Annotated in this window: 35 protein-coding genes; 29 read left to right on the plus strand and 6 right to left on the minus strand. The window is 39.3% G+C overall.

The genetic code is table 11. The features are described from left to right. Positions 1-193: 193 nt before the first annotated feature. The 4 genes from ACPV3A_RS29465 to ACPV3A_RS29480 form a co-directional block, all read right to left on the minus strand. A complete protein-coding gene (locus ACPV3A_RS29465) occupies positions 194-598 on the minus strand; it encodes a hypothetical protein (protein WP_426203129.1) in 405 nt (134 codons plus the stop codon). Positions 599-626: 28 nt separating this feature from the next. Further along, the gene (locus ACPV3A_RS29470) at positions 627-989 is read right to left on the minus strand and encodes a hypothetical protein (RefSeq protein WP_426203130.1); all 363 of its coding nucleotides are present in this window, start codon (positions 987-989) and stop codon (positions 627-629) included. A gap of 146 nt (positions 990-1135) precedes the next feature. Further along, complete coding sequence (locus ACPV3A_RS29475) at positions 1136-5929, minus strand: S-layer homology domain-containing protein (RefSeq protein ID WP_426203132.1); 4794 nt, start codon at positions 5927-5929, stop codon at positions 1136-1138. Between the two features lie 296 nt (positions 5930-6225). Further along, positions 6226-6705: a hypothetical protein gene (locus ACPV3A_RS29480; protein WP_426203134.1), complete on the minus strand. Its 480-nt coding sequence runs from the start codon at positions 6703-6705 to the stop codon at positions 6226-6228. Positions 6706-7040: 335 nt separating this feature from the next. On the opposite strand from ACPV3A_RS29480, the gene ACPV3A_RS29485 reads away from it, so the two are divergent. Further along, a complete protein-coding gene (locus tag ACPV3A_RS29485; protein ID WP_426203136.1) occupies positions 7041-7637 on the plus strand; it encodes a hypothetical protein in 597 nt (198 codons plus the stop codon). A 193-nt stretch (positions 7638-7830) separates the two neighbouring features. Then, on the plus strand, positions 7831-8937 hold the full coding sequence (locus ACPV3A_RS29490; RefSeq protein ID WP_426203138.1) for a hypothetical protein: 1107 nt from the start codon (positions 7831-7833) through the stop codon (positions 8935-8937). A gap of 129 nt (positions 8938-9066) precedes the next feature. On the opposite strand, the gene ACPV3A_RS29495 is transcribed toward ACPV3A_RS29490, so the two are convergent. Beyond that, positions 9067-9684 carry a hypothetical protein gene (locus ACPV3A_RS29495; protein ID WP_426203140.1) on the minus strand — a complete coding sequence of 206 codons (618 nt, stop codon included), beginning with the start codon at positions 9682-9684 and terminating at the stop codon, positions 9067-9069. Positions 9685-9829: 145 nt separating this feature from the next. Here ACPV3A_RS29495 and ACPV3A_RS29500 point away from each other — a divergent pair, with 145 nt between their 5' ends. The 19 genes from ACPV3A_RS29500 (at position 9830) to ACPV3A_RS29590 (ending at position 18356) form a co-directional block, all read left to right on the plus strand. Beyond that, positions 9830-9976 (plus strand): hypothetical protein, encoded by a 147-nt coding sequence (locus ACPV3A_RS29500; protein WP_426203142.1) that lies wholly within the window; start codon positions 9830-9832, stop codon positions 9974-9976. 374 nt (positions 9977-10350) lie between these two features. Next, positions 10351-11211 (plus strand): DNA ligase, encoded by an 861-nt coding sequence (locus tag ACPV3A_RS29505; protein ID WP_426203143.1) that lies wholly within the window; start codon positions 10351-10353, stop codon positions 11209-11211. A 454-nt stretch (positions 11212-11665) separates the two neighbouring features. After that, positions 11666-12118 carry a hypothetical protein gene (locus tag ACPV3A_RS29510; RefSeq protein WP_426203144.1) on the plus strand — a complete coding sequence of 151 codons (453 nt, stop codon included), beginning with the start codon at positions 11666-11668 and terminating at the stop codon, positions 12116-12118. An 82-nt stretch (positions 12119-12200) separates the two neighbouring features. Further along, on the plus strand, positions 12201-12425 hold the full coding sequence (locus ACPV3A_RS29515; protein WP_426203147.1) for a hypothetical protein: 225 nt from the start codon (positions 12201-12203) through the stop codon (positions 12423-12425). Between the two features lie 35 nt (positions 12426-12460). Further along, positions 12461-12730 carry a hypothetical protein gene (locus ACPV3A_RS29520; protein WP_426203150.1) on the plus strand — a complete coding sequence of 90 codons (270 nt, stop codon included), beginning with the start codon at positions 12461-12463 and terminating at the stop codon, positions 12728-12730. After that, positions 12727-12867 (plus strand): hypothetical protein, encoded by a 141-nt coding sequence (locus ACPV3A_RS29525; protein WP_426203152.1) that lies wholly within the window; start codon positions 12727-12729, stop codon positions 12865-12867. Before ACPV3A_RS29520 ends, ACPV3A_RS29525 begins: the two co-directional genes overlap by 4 nt. Beyond that, positions 12864-13094 (plus strand): hypothetical protein, encoded by a 231-nt coding sequence (locus tag ACPV3A_RS29530; protein WP_426203154.1) that lies wholly within the window; start codon positions 12864-12866, stop codon positions 13092-13094. Before ACPV3A_RS29525 ends, ACPV3A_RS29530 begins: the two co-directional genes overlap by 4 nt. A 78-nt stretch (positions 13095-13172) precedes the next feature. Beyond that, positions 13173-13541 carry a hypothetical protein gene (locus tag ACPV3A_RS29535; RefSeq protein ID WP_426203155.1) on the plus strand — a complete coding sequence of 123 codons (369 nt, stop codon included), beginning with the start codon at positions 13173-13175 and terminating at the stop codon, positions 13539-13541. Then, on the plus strand, positions 13538-13786 hold the full coding sequence (locus ACPV3A_RS29540) for a hypothetical protein (protein WP_426203157.1): 249 nt from the start codon (positions 13538-13540) through the stop codon (positions 13784-13786). Before ACPV3A_RS29535 ends, ACPV3A_RS29540 begins: the two co-directional genes overlap by 4 nt. Continuing rightward, positions 13783-13971, plus strand: a complete 189-nt coding sequence (locus ACPV3A_RS29545) for a hypothetical protein (RefSeq protein WP_426203159.1) — start codon at positions 13783-13785, stop codon at positions 13969-13971. Before ACPV3A_RS29540 ends, ACPV3A_RS29545 begins: the two co-directional genes overlap by 4 nt. Beyond that, the gene (locus tag ACPV3A_RS29550) at positions 13968-14204 is read left to right on the plus strand and encodes a hypothetical protein (protein WP_426203162.1); all 237 of its coding nucleotides are present in this window, start codon (positions 13968-13970) and stop codon (positions 14202-14204) included. The genes ACPV3A_RS29545 and ACPV3A_RS29550 overlap by 4 nt, the downstream gene beginning before the upstream one ends. A 467-nt stretch (positions 14205-14671) precedes the next feature. Continuing rightward, positions 14672-15109 (plus strand): hypothetical protein, encoded by a 438-nt coding sequence (locus ACPV3A_RS29555; protein WP_426203163.1) that lies wholly within the window; start codon positions 14672-14674, stop codon positions 15107-15109. A gap of 65 nt (positions 15110-15174) precedes the next feature. Further along, positions 15175-15351, plus strand: a complete 177-nt coding sequence (locus tag ACPV3A_RS29560; protein ID WP_426203165.1) for a hypothetical protein — start codon at positions 15175-15177, stop codon at positions 15349-15351. 136 nt (positions 15352-15487) lie between these two features. Continuing rightward, positions 15488-15694 carry a hypothetical protein gene (locus tag ACPV3A_RS29565; RefSeq protein ID WP_426203167.1) on the plus strand — a complete coding sequence of 69 codons (207 nt, stop codon included), beginning with the start codon at positions 15488-15490 and terminating at the stop codon, positions 15692-15694. A gap of 66 nt (positions 15695-15760) precedes the next feature. Continuing rightward, on the plus strand, positions 15761-16147 hold the full coding sequence (locus ACPV3A_RS29570; protein WP_426203169.1) for a hypothetical protein: 387 nt from the start codon (positions 15761-15763) through the stop codon (positions 16145-16147). 164 nt (positions 16148-16311) lie between these two features. Then, positions 16312-16605 carry a hypothetical protein gene (locus ACPV3A_RS29575; RefSeq protein ID WP_426203171.1) on the plus strand — a complete coding sequence of 98 codons (294 nt, stop codon included), beginning with the start codon at positions 16312-16314 and terminating at the stop codon, positions 16603-16605. A 63-nt stretch (positions 16606-16668) separates the two neighbouring features. Then, positions 16669-17004 carry a hypothetical protein gene (locus ACPV3A_RS29580; RefSeq protein WP_426203174.1) on the plus strand — a complete coding sequence of 112 codons (336 nt, stop codon included), beginning with the start codon at positions 16669-16671 and terminating at the stop codon, positions 17002-17004. A gap of 126 nt (positions 17005-17130) precedes the next feature. Further along, entirely contained in the window at positions 17131-17325 is a 195-nt protein-coding gene (locus ACPV3A_RS29585) for a hypothetical protein (protein WP_426203175.1), read from the plus strand. A gap of 263 nt (positions 17326-17588) precedes the next feature. Further along, a complete protein-coding gene (locus ACPV3A_RS29590) occupies positions 17589-18356 on the plus strand; it encodes a hypothetical protein (protein ID WP_426203177.1) in 768 nt (255 codons plus the stop codon). Positions 18357-18515: 159 nt separating this feature from the next. Here ACPV3A_RS29590 and ACPV3A_RS29595 read toward each other — a convergent pair whose 3' ends face one another. Continuing rightward, a complete protein-coding gene (locus tag ACPV3A_RS29595) occupies positions 18516-19598 on the minus strand; it encodes a tyrosine-type recombinase/integrase (RefSeq protein ID WP_426203179.1) in 1083 nt (360 codons plus the stop codon). A 281-nt stretch (positions 19599-19879) separates the two neighbouring features. Here ACPV3A_RS29595 and ACPV3A_RS29600 point away from each other — a divergent pair, with 281 nt between their 5' ends. The 8 genes from ACPV3A_RS29600 (at position 19880) to ACPV3A_RS29635 (ending at position 24441) form a co-directional block, all read left to right on the plus strand. Beyond that, a complete protein-coding gene (locus tag ACPV3A_RS29600; protein ID WP_426203181.1) occupies positions 19880-20926 on the plus strand; it encodes a hypothetical protein in 1047 nt (348 codons plus the stop codon). Positions 20927-20943: 17 nt separating this feature from the next. After that, complete coding sequence (locus tag ACPV3A_RS29605) at positions 20944-21843, plus strand: hypothetical protein (protein ID WP_426203182.1); 900 nt, start codon at positions 20944-20946, stop codon at positions 21841-21843. Between the two features lie 157 nt (positions 21844-22000). After that, on the plus strand, positions 22001-22333 hold the full coding sequence (locus tag ACPV3A_RS29610; protein WP_426203185.1) for a hypothetical protein: 333 nt from the start codon (positions 22001-22003) through the stop codon (positions 22331-22333). A 26-nt stretch (positions 22334-22359) separates the two neighbouring features. Next, the gene (locus ACPV3A_RS29615) at positions 22360-22746 is read left to right on the plus strand and encodes a hypothetical protein (RefSeq protein WP_426203188.1); all 387 of its coding nucleotides are present in this window, start codon (positions 22360-22362) and stop codon (positions 22744-22746) included. 96 nt (positions 22747-22842) lie between these two features. Further along, positions 22843-23076 carry a hypothetical protein gene (locus ACPV3A_RS29620; protein WP_426203190.1) on the plus strand — a complete coding sequence of 78 codons (234 nt, stop codon included), beginning with the start codon at positions 22843-22845 and terminating at the stop codon, positions 23074-23076. 272 nt (positions 23077-23348) lie between these two features. Then, entirely contained in the window at positions 23349-23684 is a 336-nt protein-coding gene (locus ACPV3A_RS29625; RefSeq protein ID WP_426203192.1) for a hypothetical protein, read from the plus strand. 272 nt (positions 23685-23956) lie between these two features. Beyond that, positions 23957-24196 carry a hypothetical protein gene (locus tag ACPV3A_RS29630; protein ID WP_426203193.1) on the plus strand — a complete coding sequence of 80 codons (240 nt, stop codon included), beginning with the start codon at positions 23957-23959 and terminating at the stop codon, positions 24194-24196. Positions 24197-24282: 86 nt separating this feature from the next. Further along, positions 24283-24441, plus strand: coding sequence for a hypothetical protein (locus ACPV3A_RS29635; protein ID WP_426203194.1), 159 nt, complete (start codon positions 24283-24285; stop codon positions 24439-24441). The last annotated feature ends 103 nt before the right edge of the window (positions 24442-24544 follow it).

The following is a 24544-nucleotide window of genomic DNA, read 5'->3' on the forward strand; positions in this document are numbered from 1 at the left end:
TTGTTGTAAATAACAAAAAGAAAAGGATAGAGATTCAGATTTTTTCTGAAACCTCTATCCATTTTTATTTAGCTAATAAAATGTTTAACATTATATACAATCACTTATTATTGTTAGCTTTAATGAACTTCCCCCAACTTTCAATAAAACTGACGGCTACCCTTTTTCTTTGTTTACGGAAGTAATGAGGGTACTATTCCGTTGAGTACATATCTTTCGTACTTTCAAAGTGATTGGCAATTTCAGGGGCGATATTTTCTTGCCAATAAATAGCTACATCTTCTTTTGTTTCGTCTTTTACCATTTTAGAGAGTACTTTAATTTTTGAAGATAGTTCTTTTGTGTTACCTTCATTGAATTGATCTGATATTATATCTAAACGGATATAGGCATATTCCTGGGAAGAAGTATCATCATTTATGTATGAGTTTACAATACTGATAAGCTCAGACACATAATTTATATTTGAGAACACCTCCGCTATAGCTTCTATATTTTTGATTTTTTCAGTAAGTATTTTGTATGTGACATTATATGTAATAACACTGCTTGCTACGACACTTGCGATTACTAATGCTACCACTCTTGATTTACGCATCTAGAACCTCTTTCTTAACCCCGTAATTTTATTTTTCTTTCGCTACGCTACGCTGCGCATCCCCCAGAATGAATTCTCGCTGGGCATCTGTATCATCCGAAACCACGGTTCGATGAATCGCAATAAGCTCGGAAAGCAATAAATTAGTGACTTTTGTATCTTTCGATAATTCATCTACTGTTTCTAGGAGACGCTCTGAAAGTTCGTTTTGCTTATTGATCGCATTCAGTTGATGAGTAGAGAGAATCACTTGATTCTTAGACATTTGCTGAAACAGAGCTGTTTGCTTACGCATACTTTGTATGAGTAACGGAATTTCCGCGATGAGCTGCTGCTGGCTAGCATACGATGGGAGACTAGCACGTTGTTTATTATCAGACAAACTTCCCATAATTTTATCTCTCCTTATGTAGTTTAGAATATAACAGATCGGTTTCCTTAAGATGAATAAAAGCCGGCTAGTCAACCTGATCATCATGGATTTCAAATCTCCATAGAGGTACTGATATTACTCAGTACCTCTAGCAAATCTGAAGATTAATCAGTAATCAAGGACAGAAGACGCTGAATCATTACAGCAGTTTCTGCACGGGTAATATTTGCTTTAGGCAAGAATTTACCATTGGAATAACCTTTGATAATTCCTTTTTCTGCAGCAAACTTAACATCTTCTACAGCCCAAGAAATGATATCTGTGGAATCCTTAAATTTGAGGGAAGTACCTTCATATTGAAGACCTTTCTCTCTCAAAACATTAGATACCATAATTGCAGCTTGCTCACGAGGAATAATTTCATTTGGTCTATACGTATTGTCGGTGAAACCTTTAGTAATACCATTGCTGAGAGCAACTGTAAGTTCCTGGGCATACCAAGAAGTTTGTTTAAAGTCTTTGAAAGTATTAGTGTATTCACCAACCTCTTCAAGACCCAAAGCACGTTTCAACATGATTGCAAATTCTGCCCGAGTTACAGTTTTATTAGGAGCAAAGCTTCCATCTGTATAACCAGTGATAATTCCTTTAGAAGAAAGTTCTTTAATAGCATCACTAGCAAAATGATTTTCTTCTACATCTTTAAACTCTACCGGCTCAGAAGAAGTATTTCCGGAATCACCTTTACTGCCTTCCTCACCTGTACCTTTTCCATCTTCTCCAGTAGTCGGAGGAGTTGTAGTTCCACCATTACCTTCAGTTGGAGGCGTAGTTGTACCACCATTTCCATCACTAGGAGGAGTAGTGCTTCCACCACCAGTTCCAGGAGTTGTTCCTCCGCCGTTATTACCACCATCTCCAGGATTAGTTGGAGGAGTTGTTCCACCACCATCACCAGGATTTGTTCCACCGTCTCCAGGATTGGTTGGAGGAGTTGTTCCGCCACCATTTCCATTTGGATCAGGTACAGTTACGCCACTACCGTCGTTAGGCGTATCAACGGAAACTTCACCGCCACCTACTACTTCAGGAGTGCCATCAGCAGCCATTCTTACGGCAGTGATTTCGTACGTATAGTTCTGACCTGCAGCGACACCTTCCTCATAGAAAGGAAGTTTTCCATCTTCAGGAGTTACGTTACCGTAATCACGAACTTCTCCAGTAGCAGTATTTTCGTAAGTCTTATGGAACGTTCCATCACCATTAGCTGTATAAACCCAATGCGGGTTACGCTCTACATGATACTCATAAGCACCTTCGACCACATTAAACTTGAAAGTGATCGTTCCTTCAGCCGGTGCAGGACTTGGAGTGATAATAATCTGTGGAGCTTCTGCTGGTGTTGTAACGCTAACAGGTGCTCCAGCTGTTTTACCGAATTGGTTAACTGCTACCACAAGATACGCATAAGTTTCTTCTGGTCCAGTAGTATCATCGGTAAGAACAGTCAAAGGTCCTTTATATACAAGGTTAGTTCCATTACGATAAACTTCATACTCGGAAGCATCCAAAACCATATCCCATTGCAGCTTGACCTTGTCTGCATAAGCTCTTACAACCTTCAAGCCTGTAGGCATTCCCGGTGCTTGACCATCAATAGGACGAGCAGGAGTATTGACCTCTTTTAAAGCGGGTTGAGACGATTGTCCACCTTTATTTGCGACCACACTATAAATGTACTTAGTGCTTTCAGTTACAGTGTTATCTGTATAAAACGTATAATCGATAGTGTCTAATGCAACTCCATCTCTATACACCGTATAGCTATCTACATTCGGAACAAGTTCCCAAATAAGATCTACTTGATCATAAGTTACCTTAGTTACAGTAAACCCTGCAGGATAAGGAATTACTTCCGAACTTGTAGTTATACTTACAGAACTACTAGGACTGGTTTGTGCAGAACCATCTTTAGCTACAATTTCGAATGTATAGTCAGTACTTGGATTCAGACCAGAAATAGTTGCAACTGTTACAGTACCTCCATCATAGAGAACAGCTCCCGTTGCCACATCTTTAATCTCATAACCTGTTGCTCCCGGAACAGGAGTCCAAGACAAGCTTACAGTTTTATCTGTCTTGCCTGTTACTTTAAAATCCTGTGGAGCAGTTAAAGGAATAGAGTCCATAGTTCTAACAGTTATAATAACCGGATCACTATAGACATCTCCAATTTTTGCTTGAAGATAATAGTTGTACGGAGTATTAGGCGTCAAACCAGTATGATCGAAACTGGTCCCTGTTTGGGTGGAAAGTTCTTTTCTAATGAAAAGTGCTCCATCCTGTAGCAATCTATACTCTGTTGCATTAGCGACCGGGTCCCACGAAAGTTTATTGCTAGTAGGACTGTCCGACACCCCTACAAAATTCTGAGGTGTAGGCACTTTCTCTGGAGCTGTAACAGTTATGCTACCGGCAGGTCCATGAACACCGTTCACGATCGCACGGATTTCATAAGTATAATCAGTCCCTACAACCATAGGCCCATTGTGCTCAAAATAAGTCTCATACACACTTCCAATATTCGAACCATTGCGCTTCAAAGCATAATTAGTTGCTCCCGATACTGGATCGAAACTAATCTTGACATGCCCAAATCTCAGTTCTTCCAATTTAATATTTGTTACTTGAGGGATATCCGGTTGTGTTTTAACGGTGACACTCGCAGCATTACCTTCAGTCGCACCTATTTTAGCGTGAACGGAATAACCATAGCTTGTGTCGGCTGTCAAACCATTTTCGGAGAAAGAATTTGTAGTAGGGTTACCTACAACCACTCCATCTCGCTTCACGACATATTCAGTAGCATTTGGAACAGCTGTCCAGCTAAGACTAGCATTCTCCTTAGAGTTAGAAACTCCAACAAGATTCGTTACTGCAGGAACTTGTGGCTGTGTAGGAACCGTATTCAAAGTAAATGGATTTGTAAATGACCCATCTCCTCCCGAAACACTAACAGTCGGTTCCAGATGCAAGGAAGGCAATGTCGATACGTAAGTAGCATTTGCATTCGCATTACTAGTGTTAATGAGATTACCACTCTTACTCATAGTCATGGTGTTATATCCATTACCGCCATATGTGTTCATCAACCATACCGAAGAACTTCCAGTAGTATTAAGAACTTTACCTGCTCTTAGAGCGTTAGCTTCATGTGATGTCAGCATCCCGATCTTTGATCGTACGGTATAGGAATTAGAAAGATTGGTATGCTGTGGAACAGTCCAAGTGTGTAAGGAAACCATAGCCTGTTCTTCTGGAGTTGCATTACCTTCGAACCAAGCCTTCAAATAACTGCCTATGTTGTCCGCTTTAAGAGGATCATAGATTCCACTTCCGCCTTTATCAAACGGAGTTGAAGTGCTCAATGGATTAACCTTTAACAAATAGTTATCTCCAACCAGTGACCACTTTTGTCCCATGAAGTCCACATAGGCAGTGGCATAGGTATCAAGGTTACCAAGCTTGGCTGGCAGATCTACCACATTTAGTGTGAAAGTGTTACTTTCTACAGAACCTGAACTATTTTTCTCTACAATTTTCAAGTCAATTGAACCGGAATAAGGATAGCTTAATAAATTATAAGTTATAGTCCCATTCGGTGTTGGACTTACATTCTTTGTAAAGAAAGTTGTGCTTAACTTACCGTCAATGTACAAATCAAATTCAGTTGTAGTTTGATTCGGGGTCCATTCTATCTTACCAGTCTCGAAATCCCCAGGAACACTAGCGGTTATAGTAGTACCACTTGTGGGTGCTATAAAACTTGTCCCATTAGTCAAACTTGGGAAGGAATACTCCACTAAATCAAGTGCAGAGGTTCCTGTTAAAGAAAATAACTTCTGTCCGTCTCCCGATAGACCGTAGAATTTGTAAAATCCCATCGATAATTCTGGGTCTACCACTTCTAATGTATCGGTGGCCATTATTCCTTTTACATTTGGAAGAATTGCATACTTAGCATCCTCGGTCAATGTCCCTGCTGCATATTGCGGAAACATTTCCTCTTGAGTTAGCCGGACTCTGTTTGCACTAGCTGAATCCACAAGGTACAATCCAGCACCTTCGGACACTGTATTATTCACATACTCGATGAACTTACTCCCATCAGAGTTTGTTGAGATAATACCTTGACCACCCTTATTAGAAGATGAAGAGTAATACTTCGAAGAAGGAGTCAATATAGTATCGAATGTTCCAGCATTCACATCATACTTATAAGTGCCTATAGCTTGCATTCTGTTAGCAGTGTTAGTTGTATAAGATATAAGAAGAGAACTTCCATCCCCTGTATACAGTAACGTCGTATGCTGTTGTGGATGCATAGAATTCACAGGGTTATGTGATCCCGCAGGCAAATTAAGGACTTCCAACGTTTTAGCAGAAACATCATACACTTTGATTAAACCGCTGGTACTTCCATCTTTTGCAAGATATGCTACTTTACTAGCGTCTGGAGTTATAGTAGGCCAGCCCAACACTTTGTCTGTCCCACTAATCTTCTCTTCAACACCAGTAGCTGTATCATAAATATAAACCGCTTGGTCCGTACTAGCTGTATCAATCTTCGACCCTCTCGTCCAGACAACTTTACTTCCGTCTTTTGAGAACGCTACACCTTTATTTCTCTGACCAGCAGCAGTAGAAAACGATTTAGCTGTTTTACTTGCAACATCATAATATTGCAAGGGACCATCACCGTTACTGGACCAATACACTAGTTTGGAGCCATCAAACGAAGGTGTAATCTGTGCTCCAGCTTTCATAACCAGTCCAGAATCCCCATGGTTATTTCTTGCTACGGCTGCTTCAACTTCTTTACTTCCTAAACCTACAAATAAACTTACAGTCATACTCACAACCAAGACAGACGAAAGAAACTTTTTAAACTTCCTCAATGGTGTTTACCCCTTTACTAATATTGTAGCTAAAGGGTTGTAATCCCGCCTAGACTTCGGGAATACAATCCCTAGCCAGACGTTTATGCTATGTAGTGTATTATTCCAACGCCCTCCTTCTTCTAAGATGTATTTATCTAGACAACATAACGTTATGGAGATCATTTCTAACCTCCCTTGAATTCCAGATTATTCTGAAACTAAAGGGAAGATAGACTTCCCATTTCCTATGCCAAATCTATGGAGTCTTTAGCCCATAGGTAATGCTGTCACTCAATTCAGGGTTTCCACCTCGGTTAGTAAATGAGATCGGCACTTTTACGAAGAATAAGGGCTGGATAGTCAACCGGATTATCAGAGACGTCCAAAGAGGGATGTTCCTCAGCGGCCAATATATTGATTCCATCAAAATAAGGAAGGATGGGAATCTCAAGATATACCATGCCACTAACCAAGCAAAGATTCTGATGTTTGGGTGAACCATCCGTGAAGAGAGGATGTCGCGAACGAAATCGGAGCGTCTTTTTTCTCGCATTCGTATCTTGAATACGATCAATGATTTTATAAGCTTGCGGCAGCCGGCAACGTCCGAATGCTGTTGAAAGAAGCTTAATTAAATTGATTAGAGATGCATCCACCACCTCGGCGTCCGGATAATGTTTTTCCTCATACACCGGAAGAACTTTGATTCCGTCTCCCTGTTCCAAAAAATCAACGAGGGGTTTTTCCAATACAGCATACATCGAAAAAGATTGAAGTTTATTATCGGTGCTCATAATGTGCTTCACATACCTTTCGTTTTTCAAAGAAATTCGAACAACTGTTACTCAAAAGATTTAAAATTCACAAGATAATATTAGCACAAATTAATTTTGTTTAACAAGTAAAAAACTGTGCATTCAGAGATTTGAGATTTATTTTAATCTATATCAATAAGATAATACAGAATTAATATAGTGATAAAAGGAGATAAATATAAACAATAAGGCGGGAAAATTGTTGTGGCTCCGCTAAAAAATAATGCGAACCCACCTATAGATAGAGAGAAGTATTTGATTCAAATTCAGATCGTCACAGAATACATAATCATAAAAAAAAGGAGTACATACAAATGAACACAAAAATGGATACGAGGGAGGAGCTTCGTCCATATCGAAACCGTAAGCTCGGTTTAGAAGGAGTGCTGATTGACGTGATCCAGCCAAACGTTCAAAATAAACAAACCTATGGCCTTGTATTTGGTAGCGTCTATGCGCCGAACGAACGAATCGAGTTGGATCATGTCGTCATCAAGGTCAACAAATATGCGTATGAGGCATCTAACGTGAAACTATTTAAGCGCTATCGATTTACTGCATTCGTCGAAAGTTACTGGAAGGTTAAGAAGATCGAGGGAATTGAGGCCTTAACTGAATGTTACATGCTGATTCGACCTCATGTCATCGAAGTTATGGAAAACTCAAATCTGCAGCAGCCTACACAATTTGTGAAAAGTCGAGTCGAATCTTTCATGAAGTACAAAACTTCATGTATTCATCATACCGAAGCAGAGCTATTTGAAATGATTTCACATCTTAAAAACAATGGGGACGTTGAAGAATTTATAGGAACCTACGCAAGAAGATATCAACATAAGAAAGTTACCCAGCATGACATTATCAATACGATTTACCGAGTAAATTACAAAAGACACAGATCAGTATGTTGAGCTACTCCTCATCGTGGAAATGAATAGAAAAATGCGCAATGCTGGTACAAGAGTACAAAAGTCTGCACATAACGTTCACGGCATTGCTGTGAACGTTTATTTTTTATCTACCATCCGCAAATGAACATCAGTTAAGAATAAATAGCTACGCATGAAGGTTAGAAATGAATGAAAAGACAAGGAGGATGAAGAAATGCACTTTGAGAGAATGGCAGTACGAAGAATGAGAAACTGGTTCCGCAAAAACAGCAAATTCCGCACAGGTCGCGGTGCAATTGTTAACGTTGTTGAACATGATTCACGACGTGTTTACTTTAAAAGCGCTAATGGAAAAATGGTTAATACCATCGAATTATACAAGCTAAAAGGAGCAATTCGAGAGTTGTTTGTACGTCGGACCGTAACTCGAAAGCAGCTCGAAGCATTCTCGAACTTTTCTTCCGCGCTTCTTGGCCTATTAATGTCTATTTTTAAAGGAATGTCCAAATTGACGTCCGGAGCACACGGATTTCGTCTAACCGTAATCGGCGTAAGGTTTTTCTTTTCTGGTTGTGATCGAGCGGTTAGAGATCTGGAAGTCGCAAAGGCTAACGGCGCCCAATTCGTCCTCATGTCGTATTACTATCTGAGAAACGATCGTTATGGCAACTGGCGTAAGCATGTCCAGCGCCTCGGTCTCAAAGTTATGCTAGACTCCGGGGCATTTACGATCTGGAAGCGCCGGGAAGCGGGAAAAGATGTACAAGAGATCGACGTCCGTGACTATGCCAAGTTCGTGCTGCAGCACCAAGACATAATACACTCATTTATCACGCTGGACGTCGTGGGTAATGAAGCAGCTTCAGCAGCCAACGATGCATACCTCCGCAGCCTGGGGCTATCTCCGGTTCCCGTATTTCCAGCGATGGGAGATCTGCAGGAGTTGGAAAGACTGGTCAAAGATGATCATGAGGTTATCGCCATCGGAGCAACGGTCGGCATGAAGGAAGCAGCAAAGCGTACTCTCTTCGCACAAATTTTTGCTGCCTTCCCAGACGAACGGTTTCATTGGCTTGGAGGATCATCTTCACTCATTAATGAATTTCCGTGGTTCTCAGCTGATTCCTCAACCTGGTTGTCGGGACGAAAATACGGGAAGCTGATGGATGAACAATTTAAAACGACAAAGGCTCCGGAGTCGATGGATGGTTTGGCCGCCTTAGCCCACAATGTCCGTATTCTCGTAGGCCTTGAGAACAAATTTATCAATCAAATCGAAGCAAGGGACGAACAGATTATCGATTCAGCTCGCTCCGCATAAATCGTCTTATTACAGACTTAAGAAGAAAATGAACCAGTAGACACCTAAGATGTGTTTTAGGATGCCTACTGGTAGAGGACACTGCTTTGAACCAAAAATACTGGATAGTCTCGGTAGATCTAGCCATAACTAAACCACCTTTATATTTCTCAACCACCCGTTAAGTATGATTCGTACCTTTACTTGTTCTTCAATAGCCTTTTCTAGTGCATATGCCAGAACCATACTTAACGTAATGTATTCTTGTGGACTCTTCATATTGATCTGGCCGGCTAAATTCCTGATCTGCTCATTTGTTGCTTCATCCAGGCTATTCTTTATCAACTGGGCCATAATGTCGTACTTCAACTTATCATTCCTAAGAACTTCAGTGATGATCGATGCTGCTGCACTCTGCACGGATAAATCCATCGCATATGCTAACTGGGATATCAGTTCATAATCCGTTGTTCTTAGTCGCATAGACAACCGTTTTCCGGTTTTTCCAAGCTTATAAGTCTCGTTATCCAGGTGACCGAATATGAAACGGTTTGTTTTGTATGCCAAATTACGTTTTAAATACGCTTGAAAAATACCGACCACTTCATCCTTTTCATATCCCCGGATGGTCAAGGCTTCGCCGATCGTTTTCATGGGTAATTCGCAGAGATAGCTTAGCATAAATATTTGCTCGTATTGAGCTGCTGTCAGTGGTGCTGCTATCGCTCTCTTTTTATCGCTCCGGGTTTTCCTTCCCTCAACAGTCAAAATTGATCCCTCCCCCTTAAGTTATGTCTGCAACATCGTTCACGCGATGCTGTGTTATTTTAATTTTATGATCAACTCAGCAATGTATGACAAGCATGTATGCAGCCAAAAAGCCTTGGCGATACTGTGAGTAGAGGTGATGACTATGAAAACCAAGGGCATTGATTCCGGATCACGTTTGGCTCAAGACATTATTCAATTTGCTAAAACCAAGAACATGAAAATAAGAAAAAAAAGAAATCCTCCAACAGCCTCCACGAAGCAGGTTCAAAAGCAACGAATAGTTGATTGAGAATTTATAATGATGCTCCGACTTCCAAAAGAAGTCGGATTTTTTTTCAATAACATTTGAGCTAAGGACAAATACTGCTTATCTATATGATTATTTAACTATGTGAAAACTTCACAACAACAAAACCAAAAAATAATGGAAAAAGAGCTAAGTACCAGACTCTCACCAAAAAAGCAACTCCAAATTTTCAGGAGGAACCCCAAGGAATACGCCTGCAATTTTCTAGTGTATAATTGAGAAATTGTCCACTGCACGCGGACAATATCAATTTTACTTACTACCATATTCTCCTGTGACTTACATTGTAATGGTGGAATGATCTACCGCTATTTTGAGTCAACAGAGTATGGTAAGCTCATCTGCAGGTGATTAAAATGTATGTAGATCCTATGTTGTTAGTGGATGCAAATGAAGTATTTGAATCAACAGATCATATTGCAGAGCTTAAAATAGATGGAATACGAGGTATCCTAAGTAGTGATGCCCAGGTACGTCTATATACGAGGCATAACAATGAAATAACCTATAGATTTCAAGAAATTACCCAAGCAGCAGCAAAGGCCATTGGAAAAGGAACGATTTTAGACGGTGAGATTGTGGTTTGTGATCCCGCTACCGGTAAGCCTGACTTTGAAGCAACCATGAGCCGGTTCATGTCGAACTCAAAAAACTCACAGGGTAGAACACCGGGGCTAAACTTTGTTGCTTTCGATATATTAAAGTACAAGGGAAAAGATTTGACATCATTAGATCTTATGACAAGAAAAGAGATTCTTGAGGAAGCATTCTCGGAGAACGAAAGTATAAAGAAAATAAGGTACGTAGAGCATAGCTTCAAGACCTTATTTAGTTTGTGCCAGCAACAGGAGCTAGAAGGAATTGTGATAAAACATCGAAATAGGCGTTATTACTCAGGAAAACGTCCTAAAAGTGTATGGCAGCGAGCTGTTGTATACCATAGAGAAAGATGTTTGGTACTGGGCTACTCCAAAAAGGAAATAGCCTGGCTCCTTGGCATAGAGAGAGACGGGGAGATTCATCCAGTCGGTATGCTGAAGTATGGCATCACGCCGAGTATTCGCCGGCAATTCTTCCCGAAGCTACTGAAAGCAACGATTAAAGAAAATGAACAGTTTGCATACGTAGAGCCCCAAATTTTTGTTGATGTGAGGTATAGACATTGGACTAAGCAGGGGAAGATGAGACTGCCTGTGTTGGAACGTGCTTATATTTAAAGTTTGATCCTGCAGAATAGTTACCCTACCACATCAAAGCCATGATTGGTCTTGTCGTGCAGATCACATGCGCCGTTGCCCGATCCAGGAGTGAAGCTAGTCCGGCTAAAACAAGGAAGAGTGTCAGAAGTGAGAGAGCTGCTACTTTAGAGGAAATAGCTCGATAAGATAAAAGATATCTGCTGAAGCTTTAAGCTAAACGGAAAAACAAAGGAGAAGCCTCCAGTGCGGGGGCTTCTCCTTTGTTATTTTCTGGTTAAACTTAGATCTAGTATAATGTCCATCAATTAAAACAGACATTTAACGGAAGCAAAGTGCAATAACACCGGATATTAATCCGGCGCAATAGGAAATTTTGAAAGTGAGTAGTCAGTCTTTGTTACTCGATTTAAAGATTACCATTTATACTATAAGAAAAGGTAATCAAAACTTAAAGAAAAGGGAGTGTCTTACTATGAAAAAAGAAGTTGTATTACATCCAGGCATCTATCGTTTCAAATGGCCTTATCTTACGGGCCACTTGGTTCCAAACGATGCAGGCGACGTCACCGTCTATGATTGTGACGTAGAAATGAGAGTTGGCCAGGAAGAGGACTTACAAGAGGGTAAGTTAATTACAATCATTATTACTTCCTACAGCCCACCAGGAATTCAAAGTAGCATTGAGCGCATCGCAACAAAAATTCGGTTGGCGTTTTTTGGTGATATTTTTCATGAGCGTCATTGGGAGAAAGCGGTAGTACCTGAAGAGCAGATACGCTGGATTGAGCAACATCTATTCTCAAAAGGTAGTTTGCCGGGAGATACCTCTCTTGATCAAAGTCTGGAAGTCACGATGCAATGGGATGATAAGAAACACTCATACAATCAACCATCGTGGAGAATAGCTCAAGGAATTGGAAGCTAACTCATTAGATGCCTTTACCGAAGGCCCTGGTTATAAGAAGTGATATGACAATCAATCCCGATCAAGTGGAGGGTAGTTATGAATGAGTGAATTAGAAGGGTGGGCCTTATACGATAGCGAGTTTGGATACTACATCGGTAAAAACTACATTTACCAAGGGGAACGATTCCCTAGCGCTGGTCCGAAGACGGAAGCTAAGGTATACAAAACGAAAAAGGTGGCAGAACAAGTGGCGGCGCGATTAAGAAGTAAAATGGTTTGTGATTTTATCGCCTTTCCTCTGAATAAGGAGGATGGATGTGAATAACCACGATTGTGATGTAGTGGAAAGGGGAAAAGGATATGGAAATGCGTGACTTGCTGCAAGACCTAGAAGCCTTAAGACAGGATGAAGAAGGGGATATAACAGAATTTGTATATGATGTTATCGCTCCTCACGCCATCCAAAGAGCAATAGACGCAGAAGCCCGTGAAAAGAAGCTAAGAGAAGCAATAGATAAAGCAATAAGAGAATATGGTCTATGGCATGACGAAGGATCGGCAGCCAATGTAATGGTTGAAATACTGCATAATGCTGTGTCATCCCTTTATCCAAAGGAGGAAACCAAATGAAACGGGAAGAGATATTGGATATGGTGCCGGGACCAGCTTTGAATGCCTTGGTCGCTGACAAGGTGATGAAGTGGGAGATGAAAGCTATATGTAAGGCCGCATTACTGGCAGTATTAGAGGAGGGAGAAAGAGAATGAACAAGTACATCGCAATTCCAAATGATGATTTATATTTAGGATCTCACACTTGGAAAAAGGGTTTGGAATATGAAGTGGTTGAAAGAGGCGACCGTCTAACAATCGCATCTGATCAAGGGGACACAGGATGGCGCTTAACAAGAAAGGATGAGCTTGCATCAGTATTTGATTTCAAAGGTAACCCCATCAACCTTCCAGGGGAGGAAACAACACAAACTGATGGATAAATAAATATCGTTGAAATACACTCTTAACAAATTACCTTTTCGGAGGCAAATTTGCTCTTTAAAGAGGAGGAATAAACAATGCATGCAAGAGAAAGAGAAGCGATCTATAAAGCAATCCAACGGTATATAGATGGTGAAAACTTTCCTCATTCCCAACTAAGAACGTTGGTTAGCAAATTATTCGAATCCGAACAGGAGACCCGAAGAGAACTTACGGAACTGGAACAGGAATATGACGAGTTGTTTAACCAGAAATCAGCGATACCTTGGATAAAGTACGATCCTGAGAATCCGCCAGAAAAAGGGATGTATTTCGTAATCCATATAGGCGGCATTACATCAGCAAGTATCAAATCAGAAGGCTGGCAATCATATAACGGACATTGGCTTTATGATGTCACCCACTATGCGGTTATCAACCTTCCAGGGGAGGAAACAACCGAATGACACAGATCCAAACGGTGAGTGACAGGATACAAACGAGGAAATTGTCATTTTTGAGAGGTCGAGCAGTGTATACGAAGTTCATCCCGATTATTTTAATCAACGGTAAACAGGCCTATATCGCTGATAAATCAACAACTTCGGGTCTAATGGAATGTGATACCAGGGAAGAAGCAAGGGAAAAGGCTCGTGAATATCGGGATCGTGCAAAGTCCAATCTTGCGGTCAGGGAGAAAATTGAAGAATGAAATACCGAGTAATCATAGACATCCAAGACGGATGGGAAGGATCTGCAAAGGTTGGTGACATTCTCACTCTAGGCAAATGGGAAGGGGATCTAACCCTATATAACGGAGATAAAGCCGTCTGTGACGCAGGTAGCCCATATGCATTGAATCATTGTGAGCCGGTCAAGGAGGGAATAACCGAGTGAAACGATCACTTATCCAAGTTGGCGTAACATACCACAATGGCAAAGAAGGGCCAAGATCGTATTCGGCCCGCAAGGTTTTACGCACCGGAGTTCCTTATTCTGACTGGATGTATGGATTTCAGAACGATGGGATTGAATATGAACAGATTGCAGGTAAAGAAAAAGGGAAAACTTTTGTACTCAGCCTGAAATCATTTGCACAGTGGGCAAAAGGCGAGGTCAAGGAGGCATAACATCACCACCTAATACAGATAACTTCCATTTGAAACGCCATGACCTGCCGATGTAGGAAAACGATCTTGCTACGTCGCTGAATGATCTAGCCTTCGCTAAAAATACAGAGACTTTGGCCTAATGGCCAGAAAGGTTTACGTATTAAGCGACATGTAGGAGGATGAAACACTCATCGACAGCGCCGAAATTGATCCTATCGCTAACCTGATCTGGCCGTGGTTTATCACAGTCCTTGATGATTGGGGGCCGGAAAAGGCAGCACCGAAACAGATCATATTATAATCAAATTAAAAGCAGCTCGCTATCCGAAGAGGATCGAGCTGCTTTTTTATAGTACGCCAGGATATTTCACGTAGCCTGCCAGATAATTCATGGCCAATGAATCTTATTTCTTGGATGAATCTGTTCTTTTAACTGCCCTAAGTCTAACCCCAAAAATAAACGAAGGAATATAAGGAGCATGAAAATGAAAATTAGAGTCGTTATTGAAGATAAAGAACTAAACGCGCACTTTGCCAGCATCGAAGGAAGCAAAGAACTTGTATCGATCGGGATTAACGAAAAGGGATTTATCGGATTTAAAATGATGGAAGGCGAAGAAGTTCACAGCTGGGATATCGACGTATACAGGAAGGATATTAATTCCGCTTATTCTGGTTTGCTTCGAAAAGTACCTAAAGAGGTAGCGGTGGAACTGACCAAGGTCCTTATTCGAAATTATCAATATGATTTTATACAACAAAACATGGATGAAAGCATACCACTATTTGAATCTGAATCAATCCAAGACATTTATAACCCTTTTTATGATGAAACGTTGCGTGATGTCGTTGATCCGCTGGACTATTACGGATTAGAGCGCATGCTAACAGCAATCCAAAATTTAAGCCGTGAGGTTGAGTAATCGTTAATAGTGTGGCGTGACCCTCCTTGCAGGGCACTCGACAACCGAGAGAAAGGAGCATCAAAATGAAAAAACAGGTAGTGTTAAGTAAAATCTCAGCGTTAGCCGCCGAGATCCGCGAGGTAGAAGCTCAAATAAGTGTCATGACCATCAAGTCGGTTCGCGTGAAAATGGAAAAACACCTTAAGGATCTGCATAAAAAAGCCGATAAACTTGCTGCAGAGCTCAAGGAAGCAAAATAACCAGTTGTGCTTAGAGCTACAGTTACCCTCAAAGGTGACAAATAGATGTAAAAATGATTAGGTCAGATACAAAAAATATAATCTGGAGGTAGCATTATGAAAGTTCTTAAAAGTCTTACAAAAAAAGTGGACTGAAATGAATGCCGGTGTTGGTCATGTGACGATGGAAAACATCGAGAACAAGGAAGGACTTACTGCTGTCATTTCAGTTTACGATAATCAAAAACCAGCACATCTGGTTCTAGAGGAATTATATCAGTGGGCTGAAAAAAATAACGAAGAAGTGAAGCATCTGATCGAAAAGATGGAACAAGACATGAGTTGGAACAGCAAAATCCGTTAAATCCACCATGATAAAAATTAAAAATAAGAAATTATTTTACATCAGCTCAATTTGGGAGGAAATCGAATGGATACAATGTCAACTTTAGTGCTAATAATATTAGTGATAATTTTAGTAGTTGTAATAACAGCTCTTGTTTATCAAACTAGAACTAGTAGGACATTAGATCCTAGTCATGCTGAGGTCTTTGTAATTGTTTTAATTATAGTAGTTGTTTTAGTTCTAGGAGCACATCTTTTAACGAATGACGACTCCCCTGAACCTGCAGTAAGAGACACATTGAACATTAAGGAACAAAAAGCACATCTGAATGAACGTCATACTTTATTGCGGCAGCTAGAAGATTATGGAGATCAGATGGAGGACGCGATTATGAAAGGCGACTTGGAACGATACGAGAAGGTGGAGCGAAATTTCACACACCTAGTGGAACAATTGGAAGCTGTAAACTGAAGCCGGTAGAAATTATCGGACAAGTCGGCTTAACTCATCAGACAAAAAACACTAAGAATGAATGGGAGAGAACAATCATAAATAAAATACTTATTGCAGAAGAACTACATAAGAACACCACAAACGATGGTTTAAAAGAATTCCTACAAAGCTACTTATTAAAAATGAATGATCTTGAACAAGGACAATATGAAGATGAGAGGTTTATGCGTCTACATAATTGTATATCCTATATCGAAAAGGAACGTTATAATATCAGTGGCTGGATGCTGTTTGAAATTCCTGTTTTTTACAGTCATTGTTTTTACAATGAACAGACTCAAGAAGCATTTGACTTAGCAGTATGGGATATTGGAGAAGTTATACCTCGATATTTAGATAGTGCATCAAATGAACAAGATGCCAAAACAATTCAAGATGCAATAAATAAAGGGTATTCGGATTTTATGGTGGAATAGACGAATAAACGTTGGAAATAATGATACATTTAAGAAAGGAAATACTAGGAGGAGGAGAGATCATTGAATTTAATTAATGTACTATGGTTTGAAGAAAATAGACAGCCGGTTCTCAAAACTATCGAGGGTAATCTGAAGTCGTTTGAACAACAAATTGGTAACTATATAAAAGCCAATGAATACAGTAAATCAGAAACAGGCGAAATATTAATTATTTCCAGTATGGACAATGAAGTTACTTCAATTGAGAACATTAAATCCACATGTTTCCTTTTGAAAGTAGATGCTGACGGCAAATATAGTTCGCTTTCTAAGGAAGAGATTAATGATGTTATATTAAACTTGTCTGGAAACACAAAAGACGTTAATTCCATTATGAAATCCGAAGAGCCTAAATAAATATGTTAAGATGAATAAAAGAAAATTTACTTCTACTTGAAAACGCCCAGGGGTTAACCCGGTTCACTCTTTTCTAAATCAAAATAGAAGTTCAGTTTGACAAGTAAGGGAGGTCTTTGTCTATATATGGAAGGAGTATTTTATAGATCTTTGATTACAATGGGTGTTTTTTTAGTTGGTGTATGTTCAACATTTTTTATCTTAGATTTAGTAAATGTAATTTCAACAGAATCTACTCTAGAAGCATATACCATTGCCGCAACAGGATTGTTATTTGGTTTAATCTTAACAGTAATGAGTTGGCGTGAAATACGAAAGTGACAGTTCCAGACTTCGAAAAATGTTTTATCCAAAGCAGCTCGCCCTTCCGATGCGAAGAACGAGCTGCTATTTTTTATAGAGCCATGGAATTAGGTAAAAACATAATGATCGAGCAGTATTATCAAAATGAGGAAAGAACAATCATAAGTGCATGAAGATTGAGTATGGCGCTCAGTGTGTATGTGTATGAAACAATCCATGTACCCTGTCGTATTATTGATTTATAGATAATTAATATGATAAACGAAATTGGGGGTTTAAGTTTGAAACTGAAGAAATTACTATCGCCAGATCGGGTGTTATTTTGGGTCCTTATATTCGTATCATTTCTTTCAATTTTTTTAGTAAAGTTTGTATGGGTAAACACGCTTCCCCCGAAATGGTTTCCATGGGGTCAGGAGTTTGGGGAGCTAGTTAACGATTTATGTATAGGGTACCTAGTCAGTGTAATATTCTACTATATAGTCGTTTACATTCCGGATAAACGGAACAAAAGGGCTGCAGATTTGGGAATAATTCGGATGCATGTTCCCAGAGTCTTATACCACTCAAAAAAAATCTTAGGCCTACTGTATTTCAAAATGGAGACTGAAAAAACATTAATTATGCTAACGGAAGATGATTTCATTAAAATTGAGAGGTTAGATCCGTCAGAGCCTGTGGACTTTTTTCTAGGTGACAGTTATATTGATGGCAAGCTCGTAATGAGTGTGAGAGTAGAAGCTGATAATCAAGGTAATTTTCTCATTCATCATCGTGAAGCTATTAAGAAGTCTATAAGTGAAATGTTTATGTCACCGTTAATCAAGTATGTTGACAGCGACTTGGTACATATTATTGGGAAAATAAATCATTGTGATTTCTTAAATTACAGTATTTCAAATATTGAAAAGGGTCACGATTATGTCCATCATAGATTAGATATGTATAAGTTCTATGAGCTTTACATCGAGTTTACAAAAGCAATAAATAAAGAATCCTTATTCGAGGTTTCTCCTGATTACACCAAGCCAATTCCTCCAGGTTTTTAAATTGGTTTTACTAAGAAAGCAGCAGCTGATCAATGATGCGATCGGCTGCTTTTATTTTTTCGTGTTTTAAGGAACCGGAAAAAATGATGGGGGAAACGGGAATCGGTACTTGGCCTCCGACAATAAAAACAAGATAGCGTACTTAGATCGTTAGAAAATTCAAATGATAATATCAACCAGGTCGCTAACATCCTTCTCCTTTTTCAATTGTGTACGCAAGTAATTTTCCTTGGTGGTGCGTTCCGATTCATGTTCTAATGTCTCTGCTATATCAGAGACCGATGCTCCTGCAGCTCGGGCGGCCTGTGCGAAATAATGTCGCAAAAAATGTGGCGTAACCCTCTGAAGCTTAACAGTCTTCAGGCCGGCTGCCTCCATATAACCAGAAAGAGCAGATGATAAAGTAGATGAGGAATAATGCTTACCTTTACGATTAGGGTAAAAGGGAGTCGGATCAGTTGGATCAATCTCTATAGAGAGGCCTAACCGTAATCGATACTCCATAATATCGTTGAGCGCATATTCCTTAATAAGCGCTTGTCGAACCTTACCCCGCTTCCCAACCGTTTTTAGATAGTATTTATCCCTTCTTTTATCGTAAGAGAGATCCCCCCATTTTGGAGTTATAATTTCGTTCAATCGAAGACCGGTTGTCGCCAGGATCAGTAGTAAACCTTTGATTTTAGGATTGTTCTTAAAATAAAGGATAGAACTCCGGAGAGTATCTTCCTCTATTTCACGCTCTGGTATTTGATTTTTATCTATTTTAACTGGAAGTAAACCTCTAGCTAAGTTTTTTTCGCAATAATCTTCTTCGTAACACCACTTCAGGAATCCCCTAAGAATCGTTATTTTTTTTGCCAGAGTCGTTTTTCTAGGATATAGCTGCTGAAGTACATCTTGATACTGCTCTATATTGAAGCGTGTCAATGATCGGAAATCACTGACTTGGATTGAATGGCAAAAATATAGAAAATGCAGAAGCATTCGAATGTAATCTTGCTTCGTTGTTATTGAGCGATTTTTTCCGCGTTGATGTACATACAGGTAAACCATCCCTACATTAGATACCTGCTCATAGTTATAGTTACCTTCAAAATCCTCCTGACTAGCAACAATTGAATATAGTTCCGGATAGTAATCTGTTTTTAACAATTCGTTTTTTATCGTATGTAAATTCAAAGTATTAAGCTCGTGGTTTTGAAATAACGAAGGGATCAGAGATTTTACATTTCCATTCATACACTTAAATCCTCCTTATTTTATTTAATAACTTCTATTCAGTCGAACACACATTAAATGTATCTATGCATTGATTATAATGCTAAAAGTGCATCCATTCAAAAATAATAGTCAATTCTTTAAGGTTTATTTATATTATCGCGTTTTATTTTTTATATAGAATAAAATAAAAATGTTTTGGTGGTATTTAAACAAATAAAAATGTGTTTGTTTATAGATGTTATATATTTATCTATTAAATATATGATAAAATATTATCAAACGTAATAGAGGTGATAATATTGATCAAATATATGAATGTTGAACAAGTAGCTAATGAATTTGGTATAACCCCTGCTTCTGTTTATAAATTGATGAATCATAATGATCCAAACAAAAGATTAGAGCCGGTAAATCGTGAGACTTACAGGGGCGATGGAGGGTACGTGTTTCGTGTTGAAGATGTTGAGCGTATAAAGCCGCTCTACATTAAGAATGACTTAACATCCGCTCAAGCTGCTAAACAAATCGGGAGATCCACAAGCTATATTCACAAGCTAATTCAGGATGGAGTTATTGATTATTACGAAGGAGAGTATAGAGGCAAAAAGACATACTTTTTAAAGCAAGAGGATTTGGACAAACTTTCTGAAGTGAAAGGAGCTGCTGAAAGAAATGAAACGCTTTTTGACCCTAAGACAGGGGCATTCCTTTTCCAACTATATATGAAAGGGGATCAGCTGGCGCGAGTCGTACATATTAAAAAGTTTAGCCGTACAAAAGTAGAGATTTCATTGCAACTTGATAATGGAAAAATCTTACCCTATTACGAAGCTATTTCAGACGGATGGGAACCAGTTACTCAATTAAACTCTAAAAAGGCCATTACCACCTATGGGTATTCCGTATTTGAATTTCCTATCCCAGCCACAATGGACTCGATAATCTATTCGATTATTGAGGAACTTATGAAACAAGCGGGGCCGGCTAATCTTCGGATCAATCGAAGCAATAAAGTAATCAGGGTAGAAGTGAAGAAGGTTGTACTAAAAGGCATCCTGGCTGCTACACATCCGGATATGATTGACCGAATGAAGTTATTTTTAAAGCGGGGTAAAATCATTTCAAAATATGATGGACTCTTAATTGATACCGGCTTATCTCCGATTACATTGTATATTTCCGAAGATCGTAAAGAGAAACTTATTGAGAAACTAACCAATAACAAGGTTACGCTGCAGGAGTGGGCTGATGAGATTAATAATCTAGATCAAATACAATTTGATCAGCTGCTGCATTCATTAGGCAGATTATTTAGTTCTGCACCTGCAGTAAGAGAAAATGAATAGGGAAAGAGGTCATTGTAATGAACTATGCTCAGATTAAATTTCCTGAAGGGGAACGACTAATTCATGCTAATGAACTAGCTGCTCTTCATGATTATCATGAGAAAGATATTGAGATACATCGCACGAAGCTAGGAGTAAAGAAAATTCTTGCAGGAACAATTAAGCTAAATCAACATTGTGATCTAGATCTAGAAAGTCAATACTACACTACTTCAGACTTTGCTTACATAACAGGGAAACGGTGCAATCTATTTAAGATAATAGATATTCGAATAGCGGAAAACCACTCATTCGCTGCGCTTGTAGAAGGGGAAATTTCCATCCACAATCAGCCAATAGCTGCCTTTAAAAGAGATAATGAATTATCTATTAGGGATAATATTATTCAGCGATCTTGTTTGCTTTCTTTTGAACACGAAATCGGACAGGATCATGTGGAAGAAAATGACGAGACTGATTTAGAAAATGAGTGGGGAATACGCTATAAGGACAGACAGGAAGTTTTAGACACAGTATTTCAACAAGAAAATATTTTTACTGCTACCCACTACACGTATCATCTGACCCATACTTATGATAGAGAGCCGAGAAGAATCCTTTTATCTTCTACAATTGAACCATATACAATGGACCTGTTGATCGCATACATCCAATTTGTAGCGTCTGATATAGACATGCATTATAGCGTAGACCAAGAAGATGTAATAAGAGTAGTAAAGGATCTTTATTCAAACCAAGCTCAGGTCAATACTAACGTAATTAATCTTGATCCTACTCCTTGTGAGATTGATTTACATATAAACTGGGAGTGGTGGTGCGGGCAATATGATCGAATTATGAGTCACAAATTGTTTCACAATGATCGTCTTCAAAATATGCTAGATGAGATTATTCGAAAAAGCAAGGAAAGACGATAGTAAGAGAAGGATGCTCAGTCTTATGTTCCCCGTGTTTCTCTATGAACGTAGAGGTGAGTCCGGCCGGCAGGTGTTTAAGAGTAGACTTATTCGCACGTATCAAAGATGACGATTTTCTATATATTCCATACTGAAAGGCTAGGTGTTCTGTTTGTATATGTCATTTGAAAAGCAAGAAGCTGAATTTGAAGCTTTAAAGAAGCTTCCGCCGCATGAACGAAAGATGCTCCGGCTCCAATCTCAGATTGATTATGAGACCAACAAAATTCATGCTGAACTTGGTAAGCATATGCCCGTGTTAACTGTTATTTTTATAACCATGATGATTGTTGCAAACATGAATGACATGCAATGGTTCTTGGTCACTTCCATTATCTTTCTGAGTCTTCTCTTAATTCTTGCAATATGGAACATCCGTTGCAGCCGTAAAAGCGTTAAAGCTTTAATGACCATGAAGATGATTGAAATTATTGAGGAATCGATTGAGTAATAACAATTAGATATAGGAGATAATCTATGAAAAAAAAGATATTCATATCCGGGATTATTGGTACTATTGGCATTTTTGTGGCGCTAACCACTTTGGAGAGATCAGAAGTCTCTGATGGCTATTCGTGGAAAGACAGGATGATACTATCTGGAAGTTCAGTATCAGCTGCTATATTGAATAACTTATCAGGTTCCCAAAAGGTCCAGATTATAGTAGAAAATAATGAAGCTACCTGTATCTTTAACGGAACTGCTAATGATCCGATTGCAGAGATGACTAATAAGGGTCCTTGTTCTATAAATGAGTCAGATGAGTGGGAATCAAAAGTTACTCTTCTAGATAATGGGACTACTCGGGTTTCTTTAACGCTAACAGAAGGTAGTATCGCCAACTTCCGTAAAAGCGAAAAATAAGAGCATGTAGGGCCGGTATTAGATGTACTGATAACTGAGATTGTTGGAAGCAATAAGTGATTCCAGTAACATTATATAAACGAGGTGTTTAAATCAATGGAAAATATTCATACTCCTGTTAATGTTGAGCATTCAAAAGCAATCGATGGATCTGACTGCTATACCATTAAATTCGCTGGAGCTGTTACTCAAGTGGACCATAATAAACCCACAGACGAACAGCTTCATTGGTTTAAAAAGGGGATATTGGCAGAGCGCGAACGGATCTGGGATGAAGGCGAAGAGGTCGAAGAAGAAGTACTCAAAAAGCTTTTACGTACAAATGAGTAGGTCTTGATTAGTAGGTACCCATGAACTGAATAAAAGTATGTATCGGAGGCAATGAGTTGAAAGAAGGTCTATTTTACGTACATACGCTCACAGGCGAAATCTTAAAATGCGAAACATTCACTCGATCATCTTATTTATTTAGCAGGTCTAATGGTTCTTTATTGGATGTACCTAAGACGAATCACTATAAGCGATTAACTTCGAAGAAGCTCATCAGAGCTTTTGAATCAGGGATATTATCTCACTTACCAAAATGAATAGGAGCGTGCAATATGTACGGTATCTGTAATGTTTGTGGATGTACTGATAACAACGCCTGCGTGTCAGAATATGGTCCTTGTTATTGGTTGAATGAAGAACACGATCTATGTAGTGAATGCGCTGGTTGGCAGGGAGTTGACCTTTCCAAAATCCCAAAAATAAATAATCAATTCATTATACAAGGTGAACCCTACACCGATGGCCAAGAAGTTAGAGTTATCATGGGCTGGGATCATGAAATTGATAAAATCTACTACATAAGTAATCCTGCGATCGGTTCAAAACCAAGTGACTACAAAGAAGAAGAATGTAGTTACCAAGATATGAAGGAATGGACACTTTTGTAAGCAAGGAATGAAAATAGACCAGCGGCTGGAAGTCCTTTCGAGAAGCGATTACTTCGTTACTTGCGTTCACGAAGGGCGCATTCGAGATGATGGTCCCACTTCACTGTGTGTCATTCCCAGGCACGAATCTACCTGCACCAGGAATCTATGATCTTCCCTATGCTCTCTGTTTTGAGTAAGGTGATTATTTATTTATATCATCACCAAGGGAATACATCTATAAACAACCAAAAAGCCGAGTATACCGGATGAGGGAAGAAGGAGACAATGTCATGAAATCATTTAGCGATTTGAACGAGTTTAACTCTACGGTAATTGTGTGGGAAGGAAAAATACTAAAAACTACTCAACCCCCTCATCCAACAGATGACGGAAAAATGTACACAGCTCATGCGGTAGACGCTGCTGGCAATGAGTACATCTTAGTATGGTCCGTCATCGATCCAGCAATTACGGATGAGTCCGCCATCTGTGATTGGGACAATCCTGCAGGTGTGACGCTGGTAAAGTAGCAGAACCCCTTGTAAAGGTCGACGGTATCGAGGTATACCCAATAAATTTGGCTATGTAATTCAGTGTATAAGGAGCGTGCATTAAAATGGAGAAGCAGCAAGAGCGTGTTAACGACATCCTGGCCATGATGTTAGAAGCCGGAGTGATTGAAGAACACTGTCGGGAATTAAGCAGGGATCTACTAACGGTGCTTTATCAAAAAGCCTTCGAAGATGGAACCTTAAATGGGTTGTTCGGGAGGTAAATATTATAACGCATTTCAAAGAGAGATACGCGAGAGTGTAACGACAAAGGACTACGCCTTAATCATGATGCTGCTTCGGGCAAAGATCCAAGTTCATGAAACG

Source organism: Paenibacillus sp. Dod16 (assembly GCF_049893405.1).
Taxonomy (GTDB): Bacteria; Bacillota; Bacilli; order Paenibacillales; family Paenibacillaceae; genus Paenibacillus_AQ.

Bases quoted from the DNA above. Each gene is read 5' to 3' on its own strand.
- ACPV3A_RS29620 (WP_426203190.1), top strand. From the start codon at position 22,843: ATGGAAAATATTCATACTCCTGTTAATGTTGAGCATTCAAAAGCAATC.
- ACPV3A_RS29630 (WP_426203193.1), top strand. From the start codon at position 23,957: ATGAAATCATTTAGCGATTTGAACGAGTTTAACTCTACGGTAATTGTG.
- ACPV3A_RS29625 (WP_426203192.1), top strand. From the start codon at position 23,349: ATGTACGGTATCTGTAATGTTTGTGGATGTACTGATAACAACGCCTGC.
- ACPV3A_RS29505 (WP_426203143.1), top strand. From the start codon at position 10,351: ATGTATGTAGATCCTATGTTGTTAGTGGATGCAAATGAAGTATTTGAA.
- ACPV3A_RS29560 (WP_426203165.1), top strand. From the start codon at position 15,175: ATGAAAAAACAGGTAGTGTTAAGTAAAATCTCAGCGTTAGCCGCCGAG.
- ACPV3A_RS29500 (WP_426203142.1), top strand. From the start codon at position 9,830: ATGAAAACCAAGGGCATTGATTCCGGATCACGTTTGGCTCAAGACATT.
- ACPV3A_RS29565 (WP_426203167.1), top strand. From the start codon at position 15,488: ATGAATGCCGGTGTTGGTCATGTGACGATGGAAAACATCGAGAACAAG.
- ACPV3A_RS29470 (WP_426203130.1), bottom strand. From the start codon at position 989: ATGGGAAGTTTGTCTGATAATAAACAACGTGCTAGTCTCCCATCGTAT.
- ACPV3A_RS29575 (WP_426203171.1), top strand. From the start codon at position 16,312: ATGAATGATCTTGAACAAGGACAATATGAAGATGAGAGGTTTATGCGT.
- ACPV3A_RS29535 (WP_426203155.1), top strand. From the start codon at position 13,173: ATGCATGCAAGAGAAAGAGAAGCGATCTATAAAGCAATCCAACGGTAT.
- ACPV3A_RS29480 (WP_426203134.1), bottom strand. From the start codon at position 6,705: ATGAGCACCGATAATAAACTTCAATCTTTTTCGATGTATGCTGTATTG.
- ACPV3A_RS29510 (WP_426203144.1), top strand. From the start codon at position 11,666: ATGAAAAAAGAAGTTGTATTACATCCAGGCATCTATCGTTTCAAATGG.
- ACPV3A_RS29520 (WP_426203150.1), top strand. From the start codon at position 12,461: ATGGAAATGCGTGACTTGCTGCAAGACCTAGAAGCCTTAAGACAGGAT.
- ACPV3A_RS29610 (WP_426203185.1), top strand. From the start codon at position 22,001: ATGTCATTTGAAAAGCAAGAAGCTGAATTTGAAGCTTTAAAGAAGCTT.
- ACPV3A_RS29555 (WP_426203163.1), top strand. From the start codon at position 14,672: ATGAAAATTAGAGTCGTTATTGAAGATAAAGAACTAAACGCGCACTTT.
- ACPV3A_RS29615 (WP_426203188.1), top strand. From the start codon at position 22,360: ATGAAAAAAAAGATATTCATATCCGGGATTATTGGTACTATTGGCATT.
- ACPV3A_RS29585 (WP_426203175.1), top strand. From the start codon at position 17,131: ATGGAAGGAGTATTTTATAGATCTTTGATTACAATGGGTGTTTTTTTA.
- ACPV3A_RS29515 (WP_426203147.1), top strand. From the start codon at position 12,201: ATGAGTGAATTAGAAGGGTGGGCCTTATACGATAGCGAGTTTGGATAC.
- ACPV3A_RS29485 (WP_426203136.1), top strand. From the start codon at position 7,041: ATGAACACAAAAATGGATACGAGGGAGGAGCTTCGTCCATATCGAAAC.
- ACPV3A_RS29490 (WP_426203138.1), top strand. From the start codon at position 7,831: ATGCACTTTGAGAGAATGGCAGTACGAAGAATGAGAAACTGGTTCCGC.
- ACPV3A_RS29525 (WP_426203152.1), top strand. From the start codon at position 12,727: ATGAAACGGGAAGAGATATTGGATATGGTGCCGGGACCAGCTTTGAAT.
- ACPV3A_RS29545 (WP_426203159.1), top strand. From the start codon at position 13,783: ATGAAATACCGAGTAATCATAGACATCCAAGACGGATGGGAAGGATCT.
- ACPV3A_RS29635 (WP_426203194.1), top strand. From the start codon at position 24,283: ATGGAGAAGCAGCAAGAGCGTGTTAACGACATCCTGGCCATGATGTTA.
- ACPV3A_RS29595 (WP_426203179.1), bottom strand. From the start codon at position 19,598: ATGAATGGAAATGTAAAATCTCTGATCCCTTCGTTATTTCAAAACCAC.
- ACPV3A_RS29465 (WP_426203129.1), bottom strand. From the start codon at position 598: ATGCGTAAATCAAGAGTGGTAGCATTAGTAATCGCAAGTGTCGTAGCA.
- ACPV3A_RS29570 (WP_426203169.1), top strand. From the start codon at position 15,761: ATGGATACAATGTCAACTTTAGTGCTAATAATATTAGTGATAATTTTA.
- ACPV3A_RS29605 (WP_426203182.1), top strand. From the start codon at position 20,944: ATGAACTATGCTCAGATTAAATTTCCTGAAGGGGAACGACTAATTCAT.
- ACPV3A_RS29530 (WP_426203154.1), top strand. From the start codon at position 12,864: ATGAACAAGTACATCGCAATTCCAAATGATGATTTATATTTAGGATCT.
- ACPV3A_RS29540 (WP_426203157.1), top strand. From the start codon at position 13,538: ATGACACAGATCCAAACGGTGAGTGACAGGATACAAACGAGGAAATTG.